Genomic DNA, 26,834 nt, shown 5'->3' with positions numbered 1-26,834 from the left:
TCAAGCGGCCTGGAAGGACACGGTCTCGATGCCGTTCTGCATGAAGCCGTTGGCGTTCCAGACTCGGTCCATGCCTTGCGCGACGCCCTTGGTATTGGTGCAGCGGACCCTGACCGTGTGGGTCCCGGCGGCCAGCGCCGGCAGGCTGCCGTCGAAGCGGCGGAAGCTGTAGGGGCCCTCGTCGGCACCGAGTTGCGCCGGGAACCACGTCGCCCCGCCGTCGCCGGAGAACTCGACCGCCTTCACCCCACAATCGCCGCCGAACGCGATGCCGCGGATGGCCACCGGCGTTCCGGCCGCCACCTTGGCGCCGTCGGTCAGGTTGGTGACGAACGAGCGCGGCACCATCCTGTTAATCGGCACTGTCTTGAACCCTGTCTGCCCGGGCTTGATGTTAGCACCCGGCACGTCGGGAATACGGTAGGCGGTCTTCATCCAATATTGTTCGTCGGGCTTGTCCAGCACCTCGATGTCGGACAGCATCTTGACCCAGTAGGTTGAGTACCAGCCCGGCACCACGAGCCGGAGCGGGAAACCGTTGAGCAGCGGGAGCTGCTCGCCGTTCATCGCGTAGGCGATCATCACCTCACCATTGTTGGCGTGGTCGAGATCGAGGGACTTCTTGAAGTCCGGCGCGTCGTCGACCACGGGCTCGTCGAGGCCGTTGAAGCGCACCTGCACGGCACCGGCCTTCACCCCGGCCTTTTCGAGCACGTCCTTGAGGCGCACCCCGGTCCAGCGGGCGTTGCCCATTGAGCCGTTGGCCCATTGCGCGCCGGGCACCCGCGGCTCGAACAGCCCGCGTGAATTGCCCGAGCACTGGTTGACCGCGGCGATCTCGAAGCGCGGCAGGCCGGCGATGGCATCGAGGGAGAGCGAGAGTTCCTTCTCCACATGGCCGTGGACCTTGAGCCGGAAGGTGCCGGCATCGACCTCGGTCGGGATCGAGGCCCAGTGCCAGCGCACGTAGAAGCGGTCGTTGGGGGTGAACACGCCCGCGTCGAACACCGAGAACGGCGTCTCCAGCAGCGGCGGATGGGTGCGCTGGAGGATCATCTCGCCCTTGCCCGGAAAGGCGGTGGTCAGCGCCCGCTCGTCCGGGCCGCCGGGCAGCGGCAGCTTCACCGAGCCCGCGGCCCAGGCCGGCAACGCGGCGCCGAGGCTGCCGAGCCCGAGTCCACCCAGGACGAGGCGGCGGTTCGTCGGTCTGTCCAATCCGTGCATGGTCTCTCCCCTTGAAGAATGTCGGCGTCGATGCGTTCGAGCGCATCGGGCCTCGTGGCGATTCCTCGCGACAAGGGAGATGCTACGGAAAGCGATTTATTCCCTCCAACGGTCTTTCGCGATGCGAACGATCTCCCGGTGCGATGATTCGAGAATTTTCAATCTCCCGCTTAATCCGGATTTCTTCGGGGCATCGCGCCGGATGAAAACCTGGATCGGTGGTGGAGCCGGATCCACACCCGGATCAGACAAGGCCCAGCACGTGGATCAGGCCGAGGCTGACGGCGCCGAGCGCGAGGAGCGAGGCGACTACCGCCAGCGTCACCCGCGCCCCGGCCTTGGCGACGCTGCGCACGTCGACCCCGAGGCCGAGCGCCGCCATCGAGACCACGGTCAGCACGTTGGCGGTCTCCGACATCGGCGCGAGCGCGACCTGCGGGATCAGCCCGGCCGAGCGAAGTCCCGCGAGCGCGAGGAATGCGAGGATGAACCACGGCACCAGGCGGTGGATCGCGAGGCTGGCGCGGGCCGGGCGGTCGCCGGCTGTGACGCCGGGGGCGGCCTCGTCGGTCTTCTCGCCCAGCCGGCTCGCGCCGAGCGAGAGCACCAGGACGACCGGGCCGAGCATCAGCACCCGGACGAGCTTCACCAGGGTTCCGACCTGGACGCTGAGTGCCGCGACCGGCGCGGTGGCGGCGAGAACCTGCGGAACAGCGTAGACGGTGAGGCCGGCGAGCACCCCGTACTGCATCGGCGAGAGACCGAGCAGGGGCACCAGTAGCGGCAGCCCGAGCACCACCAGCACGCCTAGAACCGCGGTGAAGGCGATGGAGGCGGCGACGTCCTCGCCGTCGGCACCAATCACCGGCGCCGTGGCGGCGATGGCCGAGTTGCCGCAGATCGAGTTACCGCAGGCGACGAGGATCGCCATGCGCGGGTGCAGCCCGAGCGCCCGACCGATGCCGTAACTCGACAGGATCGCCACCGTGACGACGCCCGCGATGCCGAAGAGCAGACCCGGACCGGCCGCCAAGATCGTCGCGAGGCTGAGCGAGGCCCCGAGAAGAACAACCGCGATCTCCAGTACGGTCTTGGCCCCGAAGGCGATGCCGGGAAAGAAACGTTGCGACGGGGTCCAGGCCGTGCGGATCGCGCTGCCGAGCAGGATCGCCAGCACCAGGGCTTCGAGCCAGGCGCGACCGAACAGATGCGCCTCGACGGCCTCGAAGCCGACCGCTGCGGCGGTGACCGCCACGCAGAGGCCCAGTCCCGGAAGGATGGCTTTCGTGCCGGCCAAGGCGCCCATCGATCGAGGGTGGGAGAAAAGTCTGGGCATGGACATGGATGGCTCCGATGTGATGCCAGAGAATCCCATGTCCCTTTCATTCACTCCAACGGAATGATCAGATGTTTCCCATCAACGGAATAGATGAAAAGGGGCCCCTTCGCGGCTTGCGGAGATCCATTCTGGGGGGCCGACAAGCGCATTCACCCGTCAATCCAGCGTGCCTTGATCGTCGTGTCCGCGGCAAACTCATAGATCCTGACGGAGCCCGTCGCGAGTTCGAGGTGCTCGACCTCCGCCGGGTTGAGGTCTTCGAGCGCCATCACAAGCGCCCGCAGGCAATTACCGTGGGCGACGACCAGCACGTCCCCGCCCATGACCGCCGGTAGGATGGATCGGAGGTAGCAGGGCACGATGCGCGCGACAGTGTCGCGCAGGCTCTCACCATTCGGCGGCGCATCAGCGTAGGAGCGGCGCCAGGTCTCAATCCGCACCGCCCCCCAGCGCGCATCGGCGGTGGTCTTGTCGAGCCCGCTGAGGTCGCCGTAGTCTCGCTCGTCGAGCGCGGCGAAGCGTTGGGGGATTAATCCGGGTTGCCCGAGCGCATCGAGGATAAGCCGGCCGCTCACGACGGCCCGCGTCAGCGTCGAGGTGAAGGCAACAGAAAAGCGCCAGCGGCGCTCGGCCAAACGCCGGCCGGCTGCCTCGGCTTCCATCCGGCCCTGCTCGGTCAAGGGCGAGTCCAGCAATCCCGTGAACAGGCCGGATCGGTTGGCTACGCTCTGGCCATGCCGGACCAGCACGAGACGTCGCGTGACCGGGGCTTTGCAATCGTGAATCACGCTGTCTCCCGAGGCAGAGCACTTTCGCGCCGGTGGCATCGCCTCTGATGAAGTCGGCATCCGGCTTTAACAAAATTCGACCCTGAGATGAGTTGGACCGACCGTCCGGAGACGGTGATTCATCCTTGGTCCGCTTTAGAACGTCTTGCGACTGAAAGCAGCCAAGCTGCTTGCCACCCTTCTCGGACGTTCACGGATGAGTACCAAGCGTCAGGTTCCGACCACTAGTACGACTGTGTCACGAAGCCCATAACAGACTGCAGAACCTGCGTTTTTCTCTCGCTGCCGCGCCGAGAAAGAGTGAGCAATATCAGGAACATAGAAAATTTTGTGACACAGCAGTACTAGGTGCCCGGCCCTCAACTCGGTCTAGCCGTGGGAATCCTTTATCCCCTCGCGGTAGCTGAGGCGGCACGGCTTGGCCGAGGGAACGACCTTCTTCACCCGCTCGCAGAAGGCGTCCATCGTGCCGGCATGAGCGACGGCGAGTTGCTGGGCCGCGTCGTCGCGGGTCCGGTCGGCCATCGCCGCGCCCCGGGACGCGTCGTAGCTCTTGATGATGCGGTCGTTGCGGATGCCGAGGAGGCGGCGGGTGGCTGAGATGACCTGGGCGGCTTGGGCGCGGGCGACCTGATCGACGAAGTGTGGGTAGCGTGACGCTCTAAAAGAAGCCCTTTGACGCTCTAACGCCGCGCAGGAAGATGGACATGCGCTTGAGCCACGTGAACTTCTTCAACAAAGTGGACAAGGCCTATAGGCGGCGACCCGAGGACTAACGGGGCGGAGCCCGCGACGACGTCGGCGCCCCTTACAGATCCGTGGCCTGCTGCTAAGCTCGAACCCATGCGGGGGAATGGGTCTCGATGGCGGCGACGGGTTCGGTCTTCGAGATCATCCTACAATGGTCGAGGAATAAGCCTGACTGGCAGCGGGACGCTCTGCGTCGCATCGTGGCAAAGCGCACCCTCGACGCCGACGATCACCGCGAGCTTGCGCTACTCTGTAAGAGGGGATGCGGCTTCCCAGGGATCGAGGTGACCCCGTCGCCCTTTGGCGTCGAGCATGTTCCGTCCATGGCCACCACTAGCGAGAAGGTGGCGCTAACCTCGATCAGGGACGTCATGGGTGTCAATCGGCTGGCTCCCGGCCAGGAACTCCAGTTTCAACCCGATGGGATCACGATCGTCTACGGCGACAACGGGGTGGGGAAATCCGGGTACGCCCGCATCCTGAAGCGGGCGTGCCGCGCGCGTTCCCCCGGCGAGATCCTGCCGAACGCCTTCGGCGGCGGTGCCGATGCGGGATCCGCCACGATCGGATGCGTCGTATCGGGCGATCCGATCGCGCCGCTGGCCTGGACCGACGCGGGCTCTCCCCACGCCCTCCTTTCCAGCGTCAGCGTCTTCGACCGCGAATGCGGAATGGTCCATGTGCGCGAGAGGAACGAGGTCGCGTTCCGTCCGTTCGGGCTCGACATCCCCGATGAGCTCGCCGGCGTCTGCCAAGCGATCCGCACGGCGCTGACGGCGGAACAGGGGGCGCTTGAGCAGGCGCGGGATTCGGCGTTCACGGAACCCGCGTTCGGGTCTGGGACCCGGGTCGGGCGGCTTCTCGGCGCGCTCGCTCCGGGTACCGACCTCGGACCCCTGGAGAAGCTGTCGAACCTGTCAGCGGAGGAGCGCGCAAGGCTTCGCCGGCTTGAGGAGGACCTGGCCCGCGACCCGGTCCGGGCCTCGGGGGAGCAGCGCGAGCTGGCCCGGGCCGTACGCCGCCTCTCCGAGGAGCTTGATAGGGTCTTCGGGGCGGTGTCGGATGCGGAGCTCACGCAGCTTGCGGCGCTCGCCGGGACCGCCCGCTCCAAACGCTCCGCCGCCTCGCTCGCGGCCGAACGCGCCTTCGGCGGAAGCGCCCTGAAGGGGGTCGGGGAGGCGACCTGGCGAGCCCTATGGGACGCGGCGCGGCATTACTCGGAGCATGTCGCCTACGAGGGGCACGACTTCCCGCGGACGGACGCGGAAGCGGTCTGCGTGCTCTGCCACCAGCCGATCTCCGAAGGGACCGGGGATCTGAAGCTGACCTTTGAGGAGTTCGTGAAGGCCGACAGCGAGCGCGAGGCGCGGAAGGCCGAGGTGGCCTACGAGGAGGCCCTGGGGAAGCTGTCGGGTCTGTCGCTGCGGATGTCCGGGTTTCCGCTGCGCCGCCAGCTGTCGGTGACCCATCCGGATGTCGCCGCCGCGATCCTGCGCGGGCTGGCGACCGTCCGGCTTCGGCGATGGATCTGCACGCGGGCACTCGCCGACCGCGGCGCGGGTCCAATGCCCGTGGTTGCGGCCGGCATCATCGGCACGCTAACGACTCTTGCGGATGATACGCAGGCCTATGCCAAGGAGCTTCTGACGGCGGTCGATCCCGCCGGTCGGGTACGGCTGGTTGCGGAACGGGACGAGTTGCGTGACCGCGCACTCTTGGAGGCACTGCTGCCGAAGGCGAGGATCGAGGTGGCACGGCTGAGCGAGCTGGCGGGTTTGAAGGACTGCCTGTCCGAGATGGCGACGAATGCCATCACGACGCTCGGCAACACGATCGCCGACAAGGTCATCACGCCGAAGGTCCGCGATCGCTTTCAGGAAGAGATCCAGAAGCTGGCCGCCCACAGGGTGAGGGTCGACATCGTCCGTTCGGGCGGCAGGTACGGCTCCCCGCAGTACCAGGTCCGGCTGTTCGCCAACGAGAGGGCGAAGGTCGGCGAGATCCTGAGCGAGGGCGAGCAGACCTGCGTGGCCCTGGCCGCCTTCCTGACCGAGCTCGCTACCGCGGCTCATGGATCGACGCTGGTCTTCGACGATCCGGTCTCCTCGCTGGACCATCGGTGGCGGCGCAAGGTCGCCGAGCGGCTGGTCGAGGAAGGGGGCGTCCGGCAGATTATCGTCTTCACGCATGACCTCGTCTTCCTGAACGACCTGCATGCGCTGTCAATCGACGGCAGGATCCCGGTCTCCCTGATCTCGCTCACCCACACCTCTGTCGGCGCGGGCGTCGTGAACCAGGGACTGCCCTGGATCGGGGCTAAGGTCCGGGAGCGCCTCGACGCTCTTGAGAAGGACGCGCGGGCGGCCAAGGTCCTCTACGACGACAATCGGGATGATGAGTACGGGGCTGCGGCCTCCCACTTCTTCAGCAGGTTACGAAGTACGTGGGAACGGGCCCTTGAGGAGGTGGCCTTCAACTGTGTCATCCAAAGGCACCGCGACTACATCAGCACCAAGGACCTGAGAAAGGTGGCGAGCCTGACCGTTGCCAACGTCGAGGATTTCGCCGCCGGCTTCAAACGGTGCTGCGATCAGACGGAAGCCCACGATCCATCTCCCGGGCGGAACGCTGCTCCCCTGCGCCCAGACGAACTGCTCAAGGCCGTCGGGGACCTGAGGGCCTGGGTGGACCAGCTTCGTGAGCAGCAAAAGGGCGTTTGACGGCCTTCTGTCATCGTCGCCTGCCGCAGTAGGTGCCGCGGCCACCTGGTTGAGAGCGACGGCGCCCTCCGCCGCGGCAGCCTGGCCCTGCTCGCCCCCAACACCATGCAAGGCCCCTTTCTAATGATCGCCGAGCGGATCCCCGACGCGCTGACCACCTCGACCTTCGAGCGGGATGCCGACCGGAACATCGCAGGCTGCGACGAGCCCTGATGCGCCTTAACGGTTTTCACCTATCAATCGGATTTGGAGGTGCGGGCCCCGGCCTACCGCCGATAGGCATCGTGCCAGGAGTGGTCATCCCACCATCGACGAGAAGGGTGTCGCCGACGATGTAGTCGGACAGGTCGCAGGCCAGGAGCGCGATGGCCGCGGCGATGTCCTCGACCCGTCCGATGCGACCATACGGGATCTGCGACACCGCACTGCGGAGATTTTTACCCTGCATCTCGCCCGCGTTAATGCCGGTCCTCACGGCGCCGGGTCGATGGCGTTCACGCGCACCCCGCGCGGGGCGAATTCCTGGGCGAGGGTGCACATCAGCGTCGTCGTGCCGCCCTTCGAGGCCGCGCAATTAACGTGATCGCCCCACGGGATGCAGTCGTGTGACCTGAAGGCTCCCGACGCGATGGGAACCAGCGTCGTCGGCTGACTTCCCGGCTATTGAGCCAGCCCCGGCTTCTGTTCACTTCCGGCCGTTTGTAGTTTGCACTGATCAGTGTAAAAGGCAATTTTTCAAATATCAAAAATCGCCTTTTCATCGTCTATCGAAGGTAATCGGGGGCTCCTAAGCAGTCTCAATCTTTCATGTCTTACATATGCTGCCCTTTCAATTTGTCCTCTGAGTGAACTTCGCATGATTTCACCGGGGACAGTTTCGAGAATATCTGAAATTGTTTGATCTTTTATTGGTAAGAACAAACTCTTTTTCAGAACGCTTTTATTGAGAGGTTCTTTCCCCCAATATGTTTTTAAATCACGAATGACAGGCTGGATTTGATCAAGCACGGCAGCCCCATGTAATCGCGTGAATTCTAAGTGATCCATATCTTGATCATCATCGTGCATCCGATTTATATCTCTCAAGCAACATGCAGGAAATCCGTTTACATATAGATTTGACTCTGGTCTTGACAGACTAAATCTGAGATCAGTTGATATTTCTTGACAGTCAACTATTCCGAATGCGACGGCCTTAACGAGTAGGTCAACATCTTCAGTAAGTCGCTTGGGTCCAATTTTTATGAAAGGTAGCTTCTGTTCTCGCTGATACATACAGGCTTGTACGAAGCCGACAGCATCCAAATCAAAATTATGCGCAGTGAAGATTGCGCGAATTCTGAGTTCGATGTCGGACGGCGCAAGCTGATTTATATCAGCAAATATTCGAGGTTTTTCTATTTCCTCGTGAAATATTTTGTAGAATTCCGTGCCTCCGATACCTATCATGCCATTATTATCTCTCGTTGAGAGGTTCACGTAGAGAATGCGTGATAATTAGTTCGTGATTGATATATACAAGTACAATACAATCCGATGATATAGATCGCGTGACAACGCTTATAGCTTCTTAGATGCGCTTTCATCAAAACCCCGTTACCAAGGTTACAGCAAATCGCCGCGGCACACCGAAACTGATGCCCGGGCTCAGGCCTTGAGCGCCTCGATGCTGTCGAGGAGGTCTGGGCCGCCGGTCCGGCGGGCGCTCCACTTGCGGAAGATCGCGAGGACACTGCGATCGGTGATGCCGTGGCGGGCTGGGTTGTTCTCGTCCAGGACGCGCCGGAGCCGGGCGGGGACGTCGCGGTGCCAGAACTTGGTATGGTTCGGGCCGACCTCGCGTCCGAGTTCCTGGTAGGCGCCGTTGCCCGCCCAGCGCAGGCCCTTGGCGCCGAGCAGGGTACCGATCTCGCTGGCGCGGAAGTCGAGCTTCCGGCCGATACTGCCCGCGGTACAGATGTAGACCACTGCGGACTCCGCGGAGACGGTGGGCAGGTCCGGGGCGGCGCCCTCGCCGCCGACGCGGGCGAAGGCCTCCTCCGCCTTGCCGGTCCGGACGCCGTGCATCTCGGTGACGAGGAGCTCGACGCCGCGGGTGAGCCGCTCAATGAGCTCGCCTTGCCGCTGGAGGCGCTCATCCTGTTCCCGGACACGCGCTAGATGCTCACCGCGCTCGGCGCGGAGGATCTCGTTCTGCTCCCGGAACTGTGCCGCGATGGTCTCTCCCACGTCGCGCCGGAAATCCTCCATATCCGCGAGGGGTTTCCTCGGCGGAAGGTGGTGGAGCACGCCCATGGGAGGCTTCTCGCTCATGCGGCGACGGCTTCCGGGTTCGCGTGGTTACCGTGGAAGGCGTCGAAGGCCGCGTCGGCAGCGAGGGCGGCGAAGCGCTCGTGGTCGATCTCGGTGCGCCGCCCGAGGGCGTCGCGCATGACGGCGTGGGCGCGCTTGCGATCGTCAAGCTCGATCTGGGCGAAGACGCCCTCGGCCTCCGGGTTTACGACCCCGGCCGCAAGCATCTCGCGGCGGGCGAGGTAGGGGTCCCGGGCTAGGGCGCGGATGTAGCGGTCGGCGACCTTGCTCTGAGGAACCTTGCCGCGCTCCCAGCGGGTCCAGGTCTTCGGGCCGGTGGAGAGGATCTGTTCCATGTCGGCCTGGCGGAGCTTGTACTTGAGGCGGATGGCGTTGAGCTCGGCGGCGGACAGGAGCCCGTCCATCTCTCGCACGGCGTTGGCGACGGCGAGCTCGTGCTCAGAGATCTGAGAGCCCTGATAGCTGACGTTCCCGCATTCGGCGCAGACCATGCGACGGTCCTGGATGGCGAGGCTCTTCCCCGACCGTTCGACCACGAAGGGCTCGACGCGCTCGCAGACCGCGATCGCCTCGCAGGCTTGGCAGGCCTCCATCGTCATCGATCGATATCCTTCTTGAATGAGGTGACGACCAGGACGTCAGCGCCGGTGACCAGCAGCTTCAGGAACATCCAGTCGGCGCAGTCGTCGACCCAGATCGAGTAGTAGTCCGACACGGTGGTCGGGTGGTGTCTTCGCGTCGGCTCGGACTTGCTGAAGTGCGCCTCGCCCAATTCCGTCTGGATGATCGCCCGCAGGTCGTCAGTGTCGAGCTTACGGGTCCTGAGCTCTTCGAGGACGGGAGAAAAGAACGAACAGGCCTCCTCGTCGGCGGCGAGCGCGCGGACCTTTGCCAGGGGATTGTGCGGCGCCATCCAGCCTCCAAGAGGTAGCACCATGCTACCCGAACTTCAACCGCGGCATTCTGCTGAGGCTGGCGGCCCGGCTCCCTTGGTTGATCCTCGGTAAGCGTGGCCTGGAGCGTTTTACGCATGGGCCGGTGCGCGGTTCCGTCCCTTCGTGGAAGGGGCCGCCCGTGCCTAACCCAGCTCCATCTTTGGCTTGTCGGACGATCGCCAGGACCGGTTCCAAAACTAGGTGCGCAGCATGTCCGATGCCCGGTCCCGCTCCTCGCCGACCTGCTCGGGCGGGCGGGAATCGCGACGCTACGGCGACCCAAGTCGCAGAGGGGGGCGACGTCTCCGCGGACGCACCCCCGAGCATGTCGGCATTCGGATAGGCGTCCTGGGACGCCCGTCCGGCATGTACGAGCGCCTCCGGATCGTCCATAAGGCAGTCATGAGCGCGGGATTCCCGATCAGGGCCTACGAGGCGTCGCGCGGCTGGTGGGCGACCGCCGTCCGCCTGCTGTCGTTCGTCCTCCTCCTGGCGCTCATGGCGCCCTGTGCGATTTCCTCCGCCGACGCCCATCGCCTTCCTGATCACGCGCCCGCGTTCGCCACGTCCTCGCATAAGGGTGCGCCGGACCAGCCCGACGGGTGCCCGGCCTGCCATGCGACCTGCGGCTGCCATCTGGCCATTTGCATCGAGGCGTCACCCGGGATTCCGATCGCCACCGCCGGACGCCCGTCCTATGCCACGGCCGACGTCACCGTAGCCTCGATCTCCGCCGGTCGCCTTCCAAGGCCCCCTCGCGCCTGAGGCGGCACCGCCACGGCTGTGGCGGATGCAGACCGGACATCCCAGCGGATGCCGGCTCCTTGAGCGAGCTTGACTTGATCCGGACCGTCGACCCAGCCCCAGGCGGTGACCGCGGTCCTATGCGAACGGCCTCCCTTCCATGCGTGCAATCATATCCGTGGCCCTCCTGGCCATAGGCGTCGCCATCGGCGGTGCCGTCCCCCGCGTGTCCGAGACCGTGCGGGGCGCGCTGGCCGCCGCCGGCCTGTCCTCCACCGCGGCCAAGACTCCGGCGACCAACGCGGCCGTGACCGGGGCGCAGGCCACCAAGGTCGACGGCGACCACAAACACGCCGAGGGCGAGGCGCACGGCCACGACGAGGCAAGCGAGGGCAAGATCAAGATGACGGCCGAGCAGGCCGCCGAGCAGGACATCAAGCTGGCGCATGTCGAGGGCGGCATCCTCTCGCGCCATCTCCTGGTGCCCGGCACCATCACCCAGGACGCCGACCGGATCGCCCGGGTGCCTGCGCGGGTCGCCGGGACAGTGGCGGAGATGCGCAAGCGTCTCGGCGAAGACGTCGCCAAGGGCGAGATCGTCGCCGTCCTGGACAGCCGCGAGGTCGCGGATGCCAAGAGCGACTTCCTCACCGCGACGGTCAAGGCGGATCTGGAAAAGACCAACTTCGACCGGCAGCAGGCCCTCTGGGACAAGAGGATCTCGGCGGAATCGGCCTTCCTCAACGCGAAGGCCGCCTACTCCGAGGCGGGCCTGCGGGTCGATCTCTCCCGCCAGAAGCTATCGGCCCTCGGGCTGAACGCGACCGAGGTCGCCGCCGCGGCCAAGAAGGACGAAACCACTCCGAACTTGTCGTCGCTTCGCCGCTTCGAGCTCAGGTCCCCCCTCGCAGGGCGGATCGTGGAGCGCAAGGTCGACGTCGGAACGAAGGTCGGCAGCGAGGGGGACCCGGCCGACGTCTATACCGTGGCCGACCTCTCCTCCCTCTGGATCGAGCTCCCCGTCCCCACCACCGAGCTGTCCAAGGTCCGCGAGGGCGCCAGGGTGACTATCGTCGGGAGCGAGGACGCTCCCCGCCCCGAGGGCAAGGTCGTCTTCGTCAGCCCGATCCTCAACCCGGAGACGCGCTCGGCCCGGGTCATCGTCGCCCTGCCGAACAAGGACATGTCCTGGCGCCCGGGCACCTTCGTCACGACCGAGATCGAGATCGCCCAGGACAAGGTCGTTGTGCGGCTGCCGAAGTCCGCCATCCAGACCATCGGTGGCGAGAAGGTGGTGTTCGTGCGGACCGAGGAGGGCTTCTCGAAGCGGGAGGTGACCCTCGGCAAGGCGGACGACGATGCCTACGAGGTCGTCGCCGGCCTGGAGCCCGGCGACGAGGTCGCGGTGGCCAACTCCTTCGTCCTGAAGGCCGAGCTCGGCAAGGCCGAAGCCGACCACGACCACTGAGGGCGGCCGCCATGATCTCGAAGATCCTCGACTTCTCCGTCCGCCAGCGTTGGCTCGTGGTGCTCCTGTCGCTGCTCGCGGCCGGGTTCGGCGTGTTCTCACTGACGAAGCTTCCCATCGACGCGGTGCCGGACATCACCAACAACCAGGTGCAGATCAACACCACGGCGCCCTCGCTCTCGCCGAACGACATCGAGCGCATCATCACGTACCAGGTCGAGACCGCGCTCGCAGGCATCAAGGGCCTGGAATACACCCGCTCGCTATCCCGGAACGGGTTCTCCCAGGTCACCGCCGTCTTCTCCGAGGCGACGAACATCTATTTCGCCCGCCAGCAGGTCGCCGAGCGCCTTCAGGAGGCCGAGGCGGCGATGCCGTCCGGGGTCGAGCCGCGCATGGGGCCGATCTCGACGGGCCTGGGCGAGATCTACATGTGGTCGGTGCACTACGCGAAACCTGCCGAGCGCAAGGTCTCGAAGCCCGGTAAACCCGGTTGGCAGCCGGACGGCAGCTACCTCACACCCGAGAGCCACAGGCTCTCGACGGAGCTCGAACGCACGGCCTACCTGCGCACGGTCCAGGACTGGATCATTCGCCCACAGGTGAGGACCGTCCCAGGTGTGGCCGGCGTCGACGGCATCGGCGGCTTCGAGAAGCAGTACCACGTCCAGCCCGACCCGATGAGGCTGACGGCCCTCGACCTGTCCTTCGCCGACATCGGCAGGGCGCTGGAGGCCAACAACGCCAACCAGGGCGCGCGCTACCTGGAGGACAACGGCGAGGGCTACGTCGTGCGCGCCGCCGGCCGCTTGGAGAGCATGGAGGACATCGGGTCGGTCGTCGTGACCACACGCGGCGGCGTGCCGGTCCGCATCTCCGACGTCGCCGAGGTGCGGATCGGGCGCGATCTGCGCACCGGGTCGGGCAGCGAGGACGGGCAGGAGGTCGTCATCGGCACCGCCCTGATGCTCATCGGCGAGAACAGCCGCACCGTCGCCGCCGCGGTCGACGCGCGCATGACCGGCATCCGGCGCACGCTCCCGCCCGGCGTCGAGGTCCAGACGGTCCTCAATCGCACGGTCCTGGTCGAGGCCACCATCCGAACGGTCGCCAAGAACCTGGCCGAGGGCGCCGCCCTCGTCGTGGTCATCCTGTTCCTGCTGCTCGGCAACATCCGCGCGGCCATCGTCACGGCCCTAGTCATCCCGGTGGCGATGCTGATGACCATGACGGGCATGGTCCAGGGGCGCATCAGCGCCAACCTGATGAGCCTCGGGGCCCTCGATTTCGGCCTTATCGTCGACGGGGCAGTCATCATCACCGAGAACGCCCTTCGCCACCTCGCCGAACGCCAAGGGGAACTCGGGCGAAAGCTCGACTTGGAGGAGCGCCTCGCCACCGTGCGGGCCTCGGCCGAGGAGATGATCAAGCCCTCCCTCTACGGGCAGGCCATCATCATCCTCGTCTACGTGCCGCTCCTCACCTTCACCGGGGTCGAGGGCAAGATGTTCGAGCCGATGGCGCTTACCGTCATCATCGCCCTGGTCGCGGCCTTCGTCCTGTCGCTCACCTTCGTCCCGGCGATGATCTCCATCGTCATCACCGGCAAGGTCACCGAGACCGACAACTTCTTCGTCCGGGCGATCAAGGCCGCCTACCGCCCGGTCCTCGGGGCCGCCCTGCGCGTGCCCATGCTTTTCGTCGCGGTCGCCCTGGTGCTGCTCGTCGGAGCCGGCGTCCTGTTCAGGGGTCTGGGGCAGGAGTTCATCCCGCAGCTCGACGAGAAGAGCATCGCGTTGAACGCCCAGCGCATCCCGTCGACGTCCCTGTCGCAATCGCAGGCGATGCAATTGAAGGTCGAGCAGGCCATCGGCCGGTTCCCCCAGGTCGCCTACGTCTTCTCGAAGACCGGCACCGCCGAGGTCGCCTCGGACCCGATGCCGCCGAGCTCGTCGGACACCTTCGTCATCCTGAAGCCGCAAGCCGAATGGCCGGACCCGGACCTGTCCAAGGCCGAGTTGCAGGAGAGCATCGAGAAGGCCCTCGGGGCGCTCGCGGGCAACGTCTACGAGTTCTCCCAGCCCATCCAGCTTCGCTTCAACGAGCTGTTGGCCGGCACCCGCGGCGACCTCGCCGTAAAGGTCTTCGGCGATGATCTGGGCGCGATGACCGCGGCCGCGAACCAGATCGCCGGCATCCTGCGCGGGGTCGAGGGCGCGGACGACGTGAAGGTCGAGCAGACGGCTGGGCTGCCGTTCCTGGAGATCGGGATCAACAAGGCCGAGGCGGCCCGCCTGGGCCTGAGCACGTCCGCGATCCAGGACGTCATCGGGGCGGCCATCGGGGGCCGCGAGGCGGGCGTCGTCTTCGAGGGCGACCGGCGCTTCCCCATCGTCGTGCGCCTCAACGACAAGGTGCGCGAGGACCGCGAGGCCCTGGAGAACATCCCGGTGCCGTTGCCTCCCGGACCGAACGGGCGCGCCGCGTCCGTGCTCCTGAAGCAGGTCGCGAGCTTCTCGGTGACGGAGGGCCCGAACCAGATCTCGCGCGAGAACGGCCGGCGCCGGGTCGTGGTCACCGCCAACGTCCGGGGCCGCGACATCGGCTCGCTCGTGGCCGAGGCGCAAGACAAGGTGGCCACGGGGGTCTCACTTCCGGCCGGCTACTACGTCACCTGGGGCGGGCAATTCGAGAACCTGGCTTCCGCCCGCCAGCGCCTGATGGTGGTCGTCCCGGTGTGCTTCTTCCTGATCTTCCTGCTGCTGTTCTCGGCCCTGAACTCGGCCCGGGACGCGCTCCTGGTGTTCAGCGCGGTTCCTTTGGCGCTGACCGGGGGCATCGCCGCCCTATGGCTGCGGGGCATGCCGTTCTCGGTGCCCGCGGCCGTCGGCTTCATCGCCCTGTCCGGGGTGGCGGTGCTCAACGGCTTGGTGATGCTGACCTACATCAAGCAGCTCATCGCCGAGGGACGGCCAAGGCGCGAGGCCATCATGGAGGGCGCCATGACCCGGCTCCGTCCAGTGGCGATGACCGCGCTGGTGGCATCTCTCGGGTTCGTACCGATGGCGCTGGCGACCGAGACCGGGGCAGAGATCCAGCGCCCCCTGGCGACGGTAGTCATCGGCGGCCTCATCTCGGCGACCCTTCTGACCCTCGTCGTCCTGCCGGCCCTCTATGCCAGGTTCGCCGGTGCGGTCGCCCCCGAGAGGAAGGATCGGCCCATGCCGGTCCAACCGCATCTCCGCGCCGCCGAGTAGGAGGGTCGGCATGAGCAAGAAGGTCGCCCGAACCATCGCTGACTGGGGCGGCGGCGGCTCACGTCGCCGACGCCGCGTCAGGCCCCACGTCCGTCGCGCGGCCGGCCGGGCGTTCGCCCTGGCCCTCATCGCCATCCCGGCCTGCGTCTACCTTCTGTACTGCCTCTGCAACATCGGCGGGAGGACGCACTTCCACCTGATGCCGACGAGGCCGATCCATCCTCAGGACGGATCCCCGTGGGGAGACAAAGCCTCAATGATGCGGCAGTCGGCGACGGACCCGCAGCCGCACTGACCGATGACGTCACGCAGCTCATGCGCCAACCGGGTCAGGTCGGCCAGCTTGCGCTCGACCTGCGCCAGGTGGGCGCGGGCGATGGTGTCGACCTCGGCGCAGGACCGGTCGCGGTCGTCGGCCATGGCGAGAAGCTCCCGGATCTGGTCGACCGTGAAGCCGAGGTCCCGTCCCCGCCGGATGAAGCTCAGGCGGCGCAGGTGCTCCGGACCGTAGAGACGGTAGTTGCCCGCCGACCTTTCCGGCGCCGGCAGGAGCTTCACCTTCTCGTACCACCGGACCGTCTCGACGCGGGTGTTCGTCGCCGCGGCCAGGTCGCCGATGGTCATGGGGGGTGCGTGCGCCATGGCCTTGACCCTGTAGTTCCTACAGGGTGCATGTAGGGCCTCAGACCCTTCGGCGCGAGGCCCGGGTCGACGGAGCTTGCCATGTCAGGGCTAGGAACATCGGGAGCGGTCCCCGCGGGCGCCGCGCTGCGCTACCGCGTGAAGGGCATGGATTGCCCGAGCTGCGCGACCAAGATCGAAACGGCGGTAACCCGCCTGCCCGGCGTCCGCGACGTGCGCGTGAACTACACGGCCCAGGTCCTCGACCTCGTGCTCGACGAGGGCTCGACGCCCAGGGCGGACCTGGAGAACCGGATCACGGGGCTCGGCTATGGCGTCGGGTCCCTGCCGATCGCGGCCGACCTCGCCCGCTCGCAGACGACGGGCATCGCGGCCCCGGCCATCGTCGAGGAGGAGGCGGAGACCCCCGCCTGGCGCAGCCGCAAGGGGCTTTTGGCGCTGGGCATCGCCGTCCTGTTCGCAAGCGGATTTCTCCTGCAGACGGTTCGGCCCGGGCTGGCCGGGGAATACGCCTACTGGCCCGGCGCGCTCCTGGGTCTCGCCTTCTACGGACGCCGCGCCATCGCCGCCGCCCGCAACGGCTCGCCCTTCTCCATCGAGATGCTGATGTCGGTCGCCACCATCGGGGCGCTCGCCATCCATGCCGCCGAGGAAGCGGCGGTGGTGGTCCTCCTCTTCACCGTTGGCGAGATGCTCGAAGGCTTTGCGGCCGGCCGGTCCCGGGCCGGCATCAAGGCCCTCGTGGGCCTGGTGCCGAAGACGGCGCGCCTGGTCGAGGGGGACGGCGCCGTGCGTGAGGTGGCGGCCGCCTCCCTGGTGATCGGCCAAACCGTGCTGGTGCGCCCGGGTGACCGCGTCCCTGCGGACGGCGAGGTCACGGACGGCACGTCGAGCCTCGACGAGTCCCCGATCACGGGGGAATCGGTGCCCCGGCCAAAGGAGGTCGGGGACGCCGTCTATGCCGGCAGCGTCAATGCGGACGGGGCCCTGCAGGTCAGGGTCGCCCGGATGCCGTCGGACAACACCGTCGCCCGCATCCTGCACATGGTGGAGGAGGCGCAGGCGTCGAAGTCGCCGACCGCCCGGTTCATCGACCGCTTCAGCGCCGTCTACACCCCGGTCGCCTTCGCGGTCGCCGCGCTGGCGACGCTTGGCCCGCCGCTGCTGCTCGGCGCCGACTGGGGCACCTGGATCTATCGCGGACTGGCGTTGCTCCTCATCGCCTGCCCCTGCGCCCTCGTGCTCTCGACCCCGGCCGCCATCGCCTCGGGTCTTGCCGCCGGAGCGCGGCGGGGACTGCTGGTGAAGGGCGGCGCCGCCCTGGAGACCATCGGACGGGTGCGTACCGTCGCGTTCGACAAGACGGGGACGCTCACGGCAGGGCGTCCAAGGGTCACCGACGTCCTCCGATTTGCCCCGGACATGACGGATCGCACCCTGCTCGGGCTCGCGGCGACGGTGGAGGCCGGATCGAGCCACCCCATCGCTCGTGCGATCCTCGAACGTACGGAGGCCGACGCCATCCCCCTGCGCCCCGTACGCGATGCCCGTGCGGTTCCCGGCAAGGCCGTCCAGGCCACGGTTGCGGGACGCACGGTCGCGGTGGCATCCCCGCGCCACGCCGCGACACTGGCCAGCCTCTCGCCGGAAGCGGAAGCAACGGTGCGGGCCCTTGAGGAAGCGGGCAAGACCGCCGTCGTCGTGGTTCGGGACGGAGAGGCGCTCGGCGTCGTGGCGGTCCGGGACGAGCCCAGACAGGATGCGGCCGCCGGCGTCGCGGCCCTGCGCCGGCTCGGGGTCGAATGCGTGATGCTGACCGGCGACAACCGGCGCACCGGCGAGGCCATCGCCAAGGGCCTGGGACTATCGGTCCGGGCCGACCTGCTGCCGGCCGACAAGCTCGCCGAGATCGGCGCGTTGAAGGAGGTCGGGCCGGTCGCGATGGTCGGCGACGGCATCAACGATGCCCCCGCGCTCGCCTCCGCCAGCGTCGGGATCGCGATGGGCGGCGGCACCGATGCGGCGCTGGAGACAGCCGATGCGGCCATCCTCAACGACCGGGTGACGGACGTGGCGGCGCTCGTGGCGCTCTCCCGGGCGACGCTCGGCAACATCCATCAGAACGTGGCCATCTCCCTCGGGCTGAAGGGCGTGTTCCTGGTGACGACACTCGCCGGCATCACCGGGCTATGGCCGGCCATTCTGGCGGATACCGGGGCGACCGTCCTGGTGACGGCCAACGCCCTTCGCCTGCTTCGGGCCTGAGACGACGGTTTCGTGCTGGCTACGCGCCGGTGCCATCGTTGTGACCGGAGGCCGGAAACCACGACGCCGAGTTTCCGGAAAAGCTTTCCTTATCCAAGGCGACCGGGAGACTGCGCACCCACGGAACCGTCTCAGAAGCGGAGCCGTTCCTCGTCGCTCCCGTACCGTCCGTGCCGGTCCCATGATCGGCTCGGGCGAGACCGAGCCACCAACAACCCACGAGGAAGCCCCCATGAGGAAGTCCCTTTTCGCCGTCGCTGCCCTGGCCGCGCTCGGCGCCATCGGCATCGCCGCCCCCGCGTCGGCAGCCCCGGGCATGGTCGGCGCCGTCGAGGCCCAGACCAGCATCGTCGACGTCCGCATGGACGGGATGCACGGCCACCGCGGCCATGGCCGCATGATGGGCCATCGTCACGGGCACGGCCACATGATGCGCCACCATCACCACCGCGGCCACATGATGCGCCACGGTCATGGTCATCGCCACCACCGCATGTGATCGTCCAGGGGCCCTTCGGGGCCCCTTATTCCTTCTCTATTAAAACGACGGACCTCAAGGCAGGCAGGTCGCGCGGCCTGGCGGAAGCGAGCTTACATCCGCTCCTTGATGCTGGAGCCGACGAGCCACCAGTTCACCGGGTAGCTGGTCATGAATCCCGCGACCACGGCGACCTGCATGGCGAACCAGAACTCAACTGAGTTCACCGGCGCCCGTTGACCGGCAAGGTGCGGGAACACGGCGAACTGCGCGAGCGCCATGAAGCCGTACATGCCGACCTGCCAGGCGATCAGCGACAAGGTGTCGGCCTTGAGCGCGGCGACGATGCCCCGGCCCGGGGAGAGCCCGCGCATCGGCACGATGGCGTAATACTGGAACACGATCCCAAGCCCGAAGGCGAAGACGAAGTCCAGCGCCCAGACCGCGTACATCTTCTCCTCGAACAGCGACTGCCAGCCGAACCAGACCGCCACCACCGGCGCCAGGAAGGCGAGCCACTCGGCGGCGACGTCGCCCAGCATGCAGCCGCTCCCGCAGTGGAGCGCGCCCTTGCCCACCATCACCGGGAACGGCGTTTGCGTCATGTTCGGCGGCTTCTCGTCCCGCTCCATCGCGCGGTGATGCGCCTCCATGGTCGCGAGGCGGCCATAGCGAAAGTAGGCCCAGACCACGACCACCGTGCCGAACAAGGCGCTGACCGGCCAGACCACGTTCATCACGGTCATGTGCTGCGGATGCCGAATGACCTGCACCGACAGCAGCAACGAGCAGGCGGCCCCGAGCAGCAGGGCCAGGATCGAGAGCGCGTGGAGCCAGGCGGGGAACGTCGTGGCCATGCCGCTCAATGCCCCATCGCCAGCATCCAGACGGCCATGGCGACCATCATCACATTCTCGGTCAACGAGACGAAGCCGAGCGGCACCTTGCTCGATCCGCCGACGCAGGCGCACTTGATCTCGCGCTTGTCGACGTAGACCGCCTTGAACACCGAGACCGCGCCGATGGTGCCGATGAACAGGGCCACGGGGATCGACAGCCAGTTAAGGGCGCCGGCCACCATCAGGACGCCGGCGATGCCCTCCAGGAACGGGTAGGCGTAGGCGTAGCGCACCCAGCGCTTGGCCAGCAGGTCGTAGCCGAGGAACATCGACGAGAAGGTCTCGACGTCCTGCAGCTTGAGGAGGGCGAGGACGCACATGCTGAAGGCGATGTACCACTCGCCCGCCCGGACCGTCAGGGGCGTGCCGTACACGGCGTAGCTCGCCGCGAGCGCCATCAGCGCGGTCATCGAGAACACCGCCACCACCGGCGTGTAGGTCGTCGCGTTCGGGTCGTTGGCGGCCTGGCCGAAATGCCGCCTGAGGTCGTCGAAACCCCCGACGCGCTCGCCGTTGATGAAGGTCTGGGGCGTCGACTTGACCGCATGCTCGGCCTTGAAGCGGTCGGTCTCCTCGCGGGTGGTCAGCCAATGGTCCTCCACCTGGAAGCCCTGGCGTTCGAGGAGGTCCTTCGCCTTGAGGCCGTAGGGGCACGTGTGCTGCGGCATCATCATGCGGTACAGGACGGCCTTGCGGGACGCGGTGGCTTGCATCGGAAACTCCGTGGGTTGTCGGGGCGCGATGCCGTCCGGGCCTCGAAGTGGAAGCAGGGTGCGGGCAGCGGCCGATTGGGCTTGCGGACCTTCCTGCACCTTCCCATCATAGGAAGGTCAACGGAGGGACTCTCACGATGAACATTGGCGAGGCGAGCCGGGCCTCCGGGGTCTCGGCCAAGATGATCCGGCACTACGAGAGCATCGGGCTCGTGCCCCCGGCGGACCGGCGCGACAGCGGCTATCGCGATTATGGCACCGCCGACCTGCACCGGCTCGGCTTCATCCGGCACGCCCGGGACCTGGGCTTCTCGCTGGACCGCATCCGGGTGCTGCTCGGGCTCTGGAGCGACCCTGCCCGCAGCAACGCCGAGGTGAAGGCCATCGCGAGGGCCCACGTGAAGGAGCTCGAACAGCGGGCCCGCCAACTCAACGAGATGGCGAACGCCCTCCGGTCCCTGGCCGACGCCTGCGATGGCGACGGCCGGCCGGACTGCCCGATCATCGCCAGCCTGGAGACCGGGGCGAACGTCCCGCCCTGCCATCCGGGCGCCTCCCCGGGGGCGATGCCGCCCCCCGCACCGCGCCGGAAGGCCGTGGCCGGTCGCTGAGTCCGAACCGGCCCCGGCGGCGCTTCGGTCAGGCAGCCATCTTCCGGCAGCTCTCGGCGCAGCGGCGGCACTGCTCGACGCAATGCTGCATGTCGCCGACCTGCTCGCAGCTTCGGGCACAATCCTCGCAGACGTCGGCGCACTCGGCGCAGGTGTGCTTGTGATGCCTCGTCCCGATCAGCATGAAGTGCGCCGACGTCCGGCACATCTCGGCGCAGGCCAGCATCAGGCGGAAGTGCTCGGGCTCGACGTGCTTGCCGCCGGCCGGCAGGCAGCGGTTCGAGGCCATGCCGAGGCAGGTCTGGTAGCAGCGAAGACATTCGTCGATGCAGGACTGCATCTCGCTCGACATATTGCTCATGTGAAGCTCCTTGATGTTAGACAAAAAGAAACGAGCGTCAGCACTGGATGACAGTACCCCTCCAGTATTGCCTTGCTCATTCTGTCAACTCAGACGGCTATAGTTCGTTCTAATAAATTCCTTCTCTCATGCCCGGGATACTCAATCCGTCCGCAAGCGCCTACTCCGCCGCCTCGCGGTAAGCGGGTCGTTCGGCCGGGGCGACGCTCGCCGGCGTCTCGGCGGCCGCGGACAGACCCCATCCCTTCACGAGGGCGTAGACCGCCGGGATGACGACCAGCGTCAGCACGGTCGAGGACACCATCCCGCCGATCATCGGCACGGCGATGCGCTGCATCACTTCGGAGCCGGCGCCCGTGCTCCACAGGATCGGGATCAGGCCGGCCATGATGGCGGTCACGGTCATCATCTTCGGGCGAACCCGCTCGACCGCACCGACCATGATCGCCCGCCGCAGGTCCTCGCGGTTCAGGGGCCGCCCCTCGCGTGCGCAGGCGGCCCGGACCTCGTCGAGCGCGTGGTCGAGGTAGACCAGCATGATCACCCCTGTCTCGGCGGCGACGCCGGCGAGCGCGATGAAGCCCACCGCCACGGCCACCGACATGTTGAAGCCCATCCACCACATCAGCCAGATGCCGCCGACCAGGGCGAACGGCAGCGACAGCATGACGATGAGCGTCTCGGTCAGGCGCCGGAAGTTGATGAACAGCAGCAGGAACACGACGAGCAGCGTCAGCGGCACCACGACCTTCAGGCGCGCCTCGGCCCGCTCCAGGTATTCGTACTGCCCGCTCCACTGCAGGGTCGTGCCCTGTGGGAGCTTGACCTCGTCCACCACGGCCTTGCGCGCCTCGGCCACGTAGCCGCCGAGGTCGCGCCCATTGATGTCGACGAAGATGTAGACCGCAAGCTGTCCGTTCTCCGTGCGGATCGAGGTCGGGCCCCGGGTGAGTTCGACCTTGGCGACCTCGCGCAACGGCACCGTGCCCCCAGCCGGGAGTGGCACCTGCACCTCGTCGGCGATGGCCCGCGGATCGGACCGGAAGGCCCGGGGGTAGCGGACGTTGACGGTGTAGCGTTCGCGTCCCTCGACGGTGTTCGTCACGCTCTGGCCGCCAAGCGCCGTCGCGATGACGTCCTGCACGTCCCCGACCATCAGCCCGTAGCGCCCGAGCGCCTCCCGGTCCGGCGTGATGTCGAGGAAGTAGCCGCCGATGACCCGCTCGGCGTAGGCGCTCGACGTGCCCGGCACGTTGCGCACCACCGCCTCGACCTGGCGAGCGACCCCTTCCATCTCCTTAAGGTCGGTGCCCAGCACCTTGATGCCGACGGGCGTGCGAATGCCGGTCGAGAGCATGTCGATGCGGGCGCGGATCGGCTGCGTCCATGCATTCGACACGCCCGGGAACTGCAGGGCCTTGTCCATCTCGGCCTTGAGGCTCGCCAGCGTCACGCCGGGGCGCCACTCGGACGGCGGCTTCAGCGCGATGACCGTCTCGAACATCTCCATCGGCGCCGGGTCGGTCGCGGTGTTGGCGCGGCCCGCCTTGCCGTAGACCGAGGCTACCTCCGGGAAGGATTTTATGATGCGGTCCTGGGTCGCGAGGAGCTCGCCGGCCTTGGTCACCGACAGGCCCGGCAGGGTCGTCGGCATGTACATCAGCGTGCCCTCGTTGAGGTCGGGCATGAACTCCGAGCCGAGCTGACGGGCCGGCCACACGGTCGCCGCCAGCACCCCGAGGGCGAGCAGGACAGTCAGCACCCGCGCCCGCAGGACGCCCGCGATGAGCGGCCGGTAGAGCCAGATCAGGAGCCGGTTCAGCGGGTTCCTGTGCTCCGGGATGATCCGGCCCCGCACGAACAGCACCATCAGCGCGGGGACCAAGGTCACCGACAGGATCGCGGCTGCCGCCATGGCGAAGGTCTTGGTGAAGGCCAGCGGCCCGAACAGCCGGCCTTCCTGGCTCTCCAGTGTGAAGATCGGCAGGAAGCTGACCGTGATGATGAGGAGCGAGAAGAACAGGGATGGGCCGACCTCGGACGCCGCCTCCACCAGGATCTCCGTCCGCGGCTTGCCTGGCGGCGCCCGTTCCAGGTGCTTGTGGGCGTTCTCGATCATCACGATGGCGGCGTCGATCATGGCGCCGACCGCGATGGCGATGCCGCCCAGGCTCATGATGTTGGCGCCGAGACCCAGGGCTCGCATGCCGACGAACGCCATCAGGATCCCGACCGGCAGCATCAGGATGGCGACGAGCGCGCTCCTCACATGCAGCAGGAACACGACGCACACGAGCGAGACGACGACGCTCTCCTCGACCAGCGTGTGCCGCAGGGTGTCGATGGCCGCGTCGATGAGCTGGGAGCGGTCGTAGACCGGCAGGATCTCGGTGCCCGCGGGCAGGCTTTTCGCCACCTCCGCAAGCTTCGCCTTCACGCCCTCGATGACGTTCAGCGCGTTCGCGCCGAAGCGCTGCAGGACGATGCCGCCGGCGACCTCGCCCTCGCCGTTCATCTCGGTGATGCCCCGACGCTCGTCCGGTCCGAGCTCGACCCGGGCGACGTCCCGGACCCGCAGCGGCGTGCCGCCGGAAGTCTTGAGGACGATGTTCTCGATGTCGGCGACGCCCCTCAGGTAGCCGCGACCGCGGACCATGAACTCGAACTCGGAGAGCTCGACCGTGCGGCCGCCGACGTCGGCGTTGCTCGACCGGATTGCGTCCCGGAGCTTGTTGAGGGAGATGCCCTGGGCACGAAGCCGGTTCGGGTCGACCACGACGTTGTACTGCTTGACGAAGCCGCCGACGCCGGCGACCTCGGCGACGCCCTCTGCCCGCGAGGCCCCGAACCGGACCACCCAGTCCTGCAGGGAGCGAAGCTCGGCGAGCGTCCGTTCCTTTGCGACGACGACGTACTGGTAGACCCAACCCACGCCCGTGGCGTCGGGGCCGAGTGTCGGGGTTACCCCGGCCGGCAGGCGGCTCGCCGCGGCGTTGAGGTATTCGAGCACCCGCGAGCGGCCCCAGTACGGGTCGGTGCCGTCCTCGAAGATGACGTAGACGAACGACACGCCGAAGAACGAGAAGCCGCGCACCACCTTCGCCTTCGGCACCGTCAACATGGCGGTGGTCAGCGGGTAGGTGACCTGATCCTCCACGACCTGTGGCGCCTGGCCCGGGTACTCCGTGTAGACGATGGCCTGCACGTCCGAGAGGTCGGGGATGGCGTCGAGCGGCAGGGTGCGCAGCGACATCACCCCGACCGCGACGGCGAACACGGTCCCAACCAGCACCAGGACGAGGTTACGTGCCGACCAGCCAATGAGGCGCGCGATCATGGCGTGCCTCCCGCGTCGGCGGCCAGCCGGTCGTCCTTGGGCGGCGCCATGCCCTGGAGGGCCGCCTTCAGGTTGCTCTCGGCGTCGATGAGGAAGTTCGCGGAGGTCACGACGCGGTCGCCGGCCGAGATGCCGTCGCGGATCTCGGTGTAGCCGGTGCCGCGCACGCCGACCTTGACCTCCTTCGGCTCGAAACGGCCTTCCCCGCGGTCGAGGAGCACCACCTGCCGCTCGCCGGTGTCGATGACGGCGTCGTCCGGCACCGCGACCACGGGCTTGGTGTCGCCGGTCGCGACCTCGACGTCGGCATACATGTCGGGCAGCAAGGTGCCGTCGGGGTTCGGGAGCTCGATGCGCACCCGCGTGGCCCGGGTCTCCGGGTTCACCTGCGGATAGATCGTCCCGACCTTGCCGGAGTAGATGCGCCCCGGGGCCGAGCGCAGGCGGATCGTGGCGGCTTGCCCGACGCGGACGTTGGAAAGGTCGCGCTCGGGCACGTCGGCGAGCACCCACATCGTCGCGATGTCGCCGATGCGGAACAGGGTATCGCCGGCCGCGGCCTTCATGCCCTCGATGGCGGTCCGTTGCAGGACGATGCCGTCCCGGGGCGACGACCAGGTGATGGCCATCGGCACGTTCCGGGTCCGCTCCATCTCGTCGATCACCGCCTCGGAGACGTTCAGGTTCCGCAGGCGCCGCCTCGCGCCGTCGAAGCCCGGGTTGGCGATGAGCTGGGCCGCCGCCGCGTTGATCTCGGGCGAGTAGACGTGGACCAGCGCCTGGCCCTTGCGGACGCGGTCGCCGGTGGTGACGTTCTCGACATGGTCGACGTAGGCGTCCGACCGGGTCGCGATGACCGTCACCCGCCGCTCGTCGAGGGCGACCGTGCCGGGCACCCGGACGGGCTGCGCCACCACCCGGCGCTCGATGACCTCGGTCCGCACGCCGGTGCGCTGCACCTTGCCGGGCGAGACGGTGACGACGTTGCCGTCGCTGTCCTCACCCTCGTAGACGGGGATGTAGTCCATCCCCATCGAATCCTTCTTGGGCGTGGCCGAGGTGTCCGGCAGCCCCATCGGGTTGCGGTAGTAGCGGATGCGGCGGGCGCCCGCGGCGGGCTTCGCGTCCCCGGCCTTCCCCATGTCCTGGGCGGCCAAGTCATGCCCGGCCATCCCCTGGCCGGCCATGTCGGCAGGCATGGCCTCGCCGTCGTCCGAAGCGTCGAAGCGCACGTCCTCGCTAGCGTGGACCGCGCGGAACTCCCGGCCATCCGCGGTCGCCATCGGCGACAGCGAGTAGACCGGCTTCCCGTCCGGGTCCTGGTAGTAGACCACCGGTCCGGCCGCCTTCGTGGGGGCCGTAGCCTGCGCGGCCGGCATGGGGGCCGGAGACCACCGGGCGAGCTCCGTCCGGGCGCGCTCGGCGAGCGCCGGCACGGGGTTCTCCCCATGCCCCGCGACATAGCCGGCGCCCCCCGCCGCGAGTGCGGCGAGGGTCCCGGCGAACCAGGCCGCGCGGCTCACTTGACGGCCTTGAAGACCAGCTTGTCCTCGACCGTGCCGGTCTCGCCCTGGACCTTGGCCCCGAGCGACAGGCGCCAGCCGCCGGCCATCGTGAGCTTCGCCTTGAAGCGATAGACGCCCGGCTCGGTCGTGGGGAGCTGCTCGATCTTCGAGGTCATCTCGTCCATGCTGTCGGGCGCCATGTCGATGCGCTTGGCGAAGATCACGGCGTCGGGAACCGGCTTGCCGCTGCGCTTATCGAGAAGGCGCACCGACAGGACAGCCTCGCCGACCTTGGCCTCCTGCTGCAAGAGCTCGAAGCGGTAGTCCTTGATGTCGGCAAGCGCCGGGAACGCGGTCGCCGACAGGGCGGCACCGAGCAGCGCCGCCGAGACGGCGCGCGGAAAAGGCTTCTGGGTCACGGGTGTTGTCTCCTGAACGCGATGGCGGGCCGCGCGTGGACGCGCGGCGTCATGCCGGCGCTCACG

At 67.4% G+C, this 26,834-nt stretch carries 23 protein-coding genes; 7 read left to right on the top strand and 16 right to left on the bottom strand.

Annotated features, from left to right (window positions below; translation table 11 throughout):
* The 4 genes from AC3WSN_RS13630 to AC3WSN_RS13615 form a co-directional block, all read right to left on the bottom strand.
* Complete coding sequence (locus AC3WSN_RS13630) at positions 1-1,224, bottom strand: molybdopterin-dependent oxidoreductase (protein ID WP_055958942.1); 1,224 nt, start codon at positions 1,222-1,224, stop codon at positions 1-3.
* 244 nt (positions 1,225-1,468) lie between these two features.
* Positions 1,469-2,530, bottom strand: a complete 1,062-nt coding sequence (locus AC3WSN_RS13625; RefSeq protein ID WP_055958946.1) for a YeiH family protein — start codon at positions 2,528-2,530, stop codon at positions 1,469-1,471.
* A 182-nt stretch (positions 2,531-2,712) separates the two neighbouring features.
* Positions 2,713-3,351: a 2,3-bisphosphoglycerate-dependent phosphoglycerate mutase gene (locus AC3WSN_RS13620; RefSeq protein ID WP_055958948.1), complete on the bottom strand. Its 639-nt coding sequence runs from the start codon at positions 3,349-3,351 to the stop codon at positions 2,713-2,715.
* A gap of 369 nt (positions 3,352-3,720) precedes the next feature.
* Positions 3,721-3,876 (bottom strand): hypothetical protein, encoded by a 156-nt coding sequence (locus AC3WSN_RS13615; RefSeq protein WP_156375892.1) that lies wholly within the window; start codon positions 3,874-3,876, stop codon positions 3,721-3,723.
* A 338-nt stretch (positions 3,877-4,214) separates the two neighbouring features.
* On the opposite strand from AC3WSN_RS13615, the gene AC3WSN_RS13610 reads away from it, so the two are divergent.
* Positions 4,215-6,821 carry an AAA family ATPase gene (locus AC3WSN_RS13610; RefSeq protein ID WP_055958950.1) on the top strand — a complete coding sequence of 869 codons (2,607 nt, stop codon included), beginning with the start codon at positions 4,215-4,217 and terminating at the stop codon, positions 6,819-6,821.
* A gap of 229 nt (positions 6,822-7,050) precedes the next feature.
* Here AC3WSN_RS13610 and AC3WSN_RS13605 read toward each other — a convergent pair whose 3' ends face one another.
* The 5 genes from AC3WSN_RS13605 to AC3WSN_RS13585 form a co-directional block, all read right to left on the bottom strand.
* Positions 7,051-7,296, bottom strand: coding sequence for an SDR family oxidoreductase (locus AC3WSN_RS13605; RefSeq protein WP_055958954.1), 246 nt, complete (start codon positions 7,294-7,296; stop codon positions 7,051-7,053).
* A gap of 260 nt (positions 7,297-7,556) precedes the next feature.
* Positions 7,557-8,300, bottom strand: a complete 744-nt coding sequence (locus AC3WSN_RS13600) for a hypothetical protein (protein ID WP_146180524.1) — start codon at positions 8,298-8,300, stop codon at positions 7,557-7,559.
* 168 nt (positions 8,301-8,468) lie between these two features.
* The gene (locus tag AC3WSN_RS13595) at positions 8,469-9,134 is read right to left on the bottom strand and encodes a hypothetical protein (protein ID WP_056149076.1); all 666 of its coding nucleotides are present in this window, start codon (positions 9,132-9,134) and stop codon (positions 8,469-8,471) included.
* Complete coding sequence (locus AC3WSN_RS13590) at positions 9,131-9,733, bottom strand: type II TA system antitoxin MqsA family protein (RefSeq protein ID WP_082473294.1); 603 nt, start codon at positions 9,731-9,733, stop codon at positions 9,131-9,133. The genes AC3WSN_RS13595 and AC3WSN_RS13590 overlap by 4 nt, the downstream gene beginning before the upstream one ends.
* Positions 9,730-10,047, bottom strand: a complete 318-nt coding sequence (locus AC3WSN_RS13585) for a type II toxin-antitoxin system MqsR family toxin (RefSeq protein WP_055958963.1) — start codon at positions 10,045-10,047, stop codon at positions 9,730-9,732. The genes AC3WSN_RS13590 and AC3WSN_RS13585 overlap by 4 nt, the downstream gene beginning before the upstream one ends.
* A 388-nt stretch (positions 10,048-10,435) precedes the next feature.
* Here AC3WSN_RS13585 and AC3WSN_RS13580 point away from each other — a divergent pair, with 388 nt between their 5' ends.
* The 3 genes from AC3WSN_RS13580 (at position 10,436) to AC3WSN_RS13570 (ending at position 15,538) form a co-directional block, all read left to right on the top strand.
* Positions 10,436-10,834, top strand: a complete 399-nt coding sequence (locus tag AC3WSN_RS13580) for a hypothetical protein (RefSeq protein ID WP_243214755.1) — start codon at positions 10,436-10,438, stop codon at positions 10,832-10,834.
* 139 nt (positions 10,835-10,973) lie between these two features.
* A complete protein-coding gene (locus tag AC3WSN_RS13575; protein WP_055958966.1) occupies positions 10,974-12,281 on the top strand; it encodes an efflux RND transporter periplasmic adaptor subunit in 1,308 nt (435 codons plus the stop codon).
* 11 nt (positions 12,282-12,292) lie between these two features.
* Positions 12,293-15,538: an efflux RND transporter permease subunit gene (locus AC3WSN_RS13570; protein ID WP_055958969.1), complete on the top strand. Its 3,246-nt coding sequence runs from the start codon at positions 12,293-12,295 to the stop codon at positions 15,536-15,538.
* Positions 15,539-15,760: 222 nt separating this feature from the next.
* Here AC3WSN_RS13570 and AC3WSN_RS13565 read toward each other — a convergent pair whose 3' ends face one another.
* Entirely contained in the window at positions 15,761-16,162 is a 402-nt protein-coding gene (locus AC3WSN_RS13565; RefSeq protein WP_055958972.1) for a MerR family transcriptional regulator, read from the bottom strand.
* A 99-nt stretch (positions 16,163-16,261) separates the two neighbouring features.
* Between AC3WSN_RS13565 and AC3WSN_RS13560 the strand changes: the two genes are divergently transcribed.
* Positions 16,262-18,445, top strand: coding sequence for a heavy metal translocating P-type ATPase (locus AC3WSN_RS13560; protein ID WP_055958976.1), 2,184 nt, complete (start codon positions 16,262-16,264; stop codon positions 18,443-18,445).
* Between the two features lie 232 nt (positions 18,446-18,677).
* Positions 18,678-18,944, top strand: coding sequence for a hypothetical protein (locus AC3WSN_RS13555; RefSeq protein ID WP_055958979.1), 267 nt, complete (start codon positions 18,678-18,680; stop codon positions 18,942-18,944).
* A gap of 92 nt (positions 18,945-19,036) precedes the next feature.
* On the opposite strand, the gene AC3WSN_RS13550 is transcribed toward AC3WSN_RS13555, so the two are convergent.
* A complete protein-coding gene (locus tag AC3WSN_RS13550) occupies positions 19,037-19,780 on the bottom strand; it encodes a DUF4396 domain-containing protein (RefSeq protein WP_055958982.1) in 744 nt (247 codons plus the stop codon).
* 5 nt (positions 19,781-19,785) lie between these two features.
* Positions 19,786-20,535: a MauE/DoxX family redox-associated membrane protein gene (locus AC3WSN_RS13545; RefSeq protein ID WP_055958985.1), complete on the bottom strand. Its 750-nt coding sequence runs from the start codon at positions 20,533-20,535 to the stop codon at positions 19,786-19,788.
* 137 nt (positions 20,536-20,672) lie between these two features.
* Between AC3WSN_RS13545 and cueR the strand changes: the two genes are divergently transcribed.
* The gene (gene cueR / locus AC3WSN_RS13540) at positions 20,673-21,146 is read left to right on the top strand and encodes a Cu(I)-responsive transcriptional regulator (RefSeq protein ID WP_055958989.1); all 474 of its coding nucleotides are present in this window, start codon (positions 20,673-20,675) and stop codon (positions 21,144-21,146) included.
* 28 nt (positions 21,147-21,174) lie between these two features.
* Here the strand turns inward: cueR and AC3WSN_RS13535 are convergent, their stop codons facing one another.
* From AC3WSN_RS13535 to AC3WSN_RS13520, 4 genes are all read right to left on the bottom strand, one after another.
* Positions 21,175-21,507: a four-helix bundle copper-binding protein gene (locus AC3WSN_RS13535; protein WP_055958992.1), complete on the bottom strand. Its 333-nt coding sequence runs from the start codon at positions 21,505-21,507 to the stop codon at positions 21,175-21,177.
* Between the two features lie 160 nt (positions 21,508-21,667).
* Positions 21,668-24,844, bottom strand: a complete 3,177-nt coding sequence (locus tag AC3WSN_RS13530) for an efflux RND transporter permease subunit (protein WP_055958995.1) — start codon at positions 24,842-24,844, stop codon at positions 21,668-21,670.
* On the bottom strand, positions 24,841-26,367 hold the full coding sequence (locus AC3WSN_RS13525; protein ID WP_055958997.1) for an efflux RND transporter periplasmic adaptor subunit: 1,527 nt from the start codon (positions 26,365-26,367) through the stop codon (positions 24,841-24,843). The genes AC3WSN_RS13530 and AC3WSN_RS13525 overlap by 4 nt, the downstream gene beginning before the upstream one ends.
* The gene (locus AC3WSN_RS13520) at positions 26,364-26,768 is read right to left on the bottom strand and encodes a FixH family protein (protein WP_055959001.1); all 405 of its coding nucleotides are present in this window, start codon (positions 26,766-26,768) and stop codon (positions 26,364-26,366) included. Before AC3WSN_RS13520 ends, AC3WSN_RS13525 begins: the two co-directional genes overlap by 4 nt.
* Between the last annotated feature and the right edge of the window lie 66 nt (positions 26,769-26,834).

The sequence above is a fragment of the Methylobacterium sp. FW102-HT35C08 genome (assembly GCF_058790235.1).
This window is presented reverse-complemented; position numbering and strand designations above follow the sequence as displayed.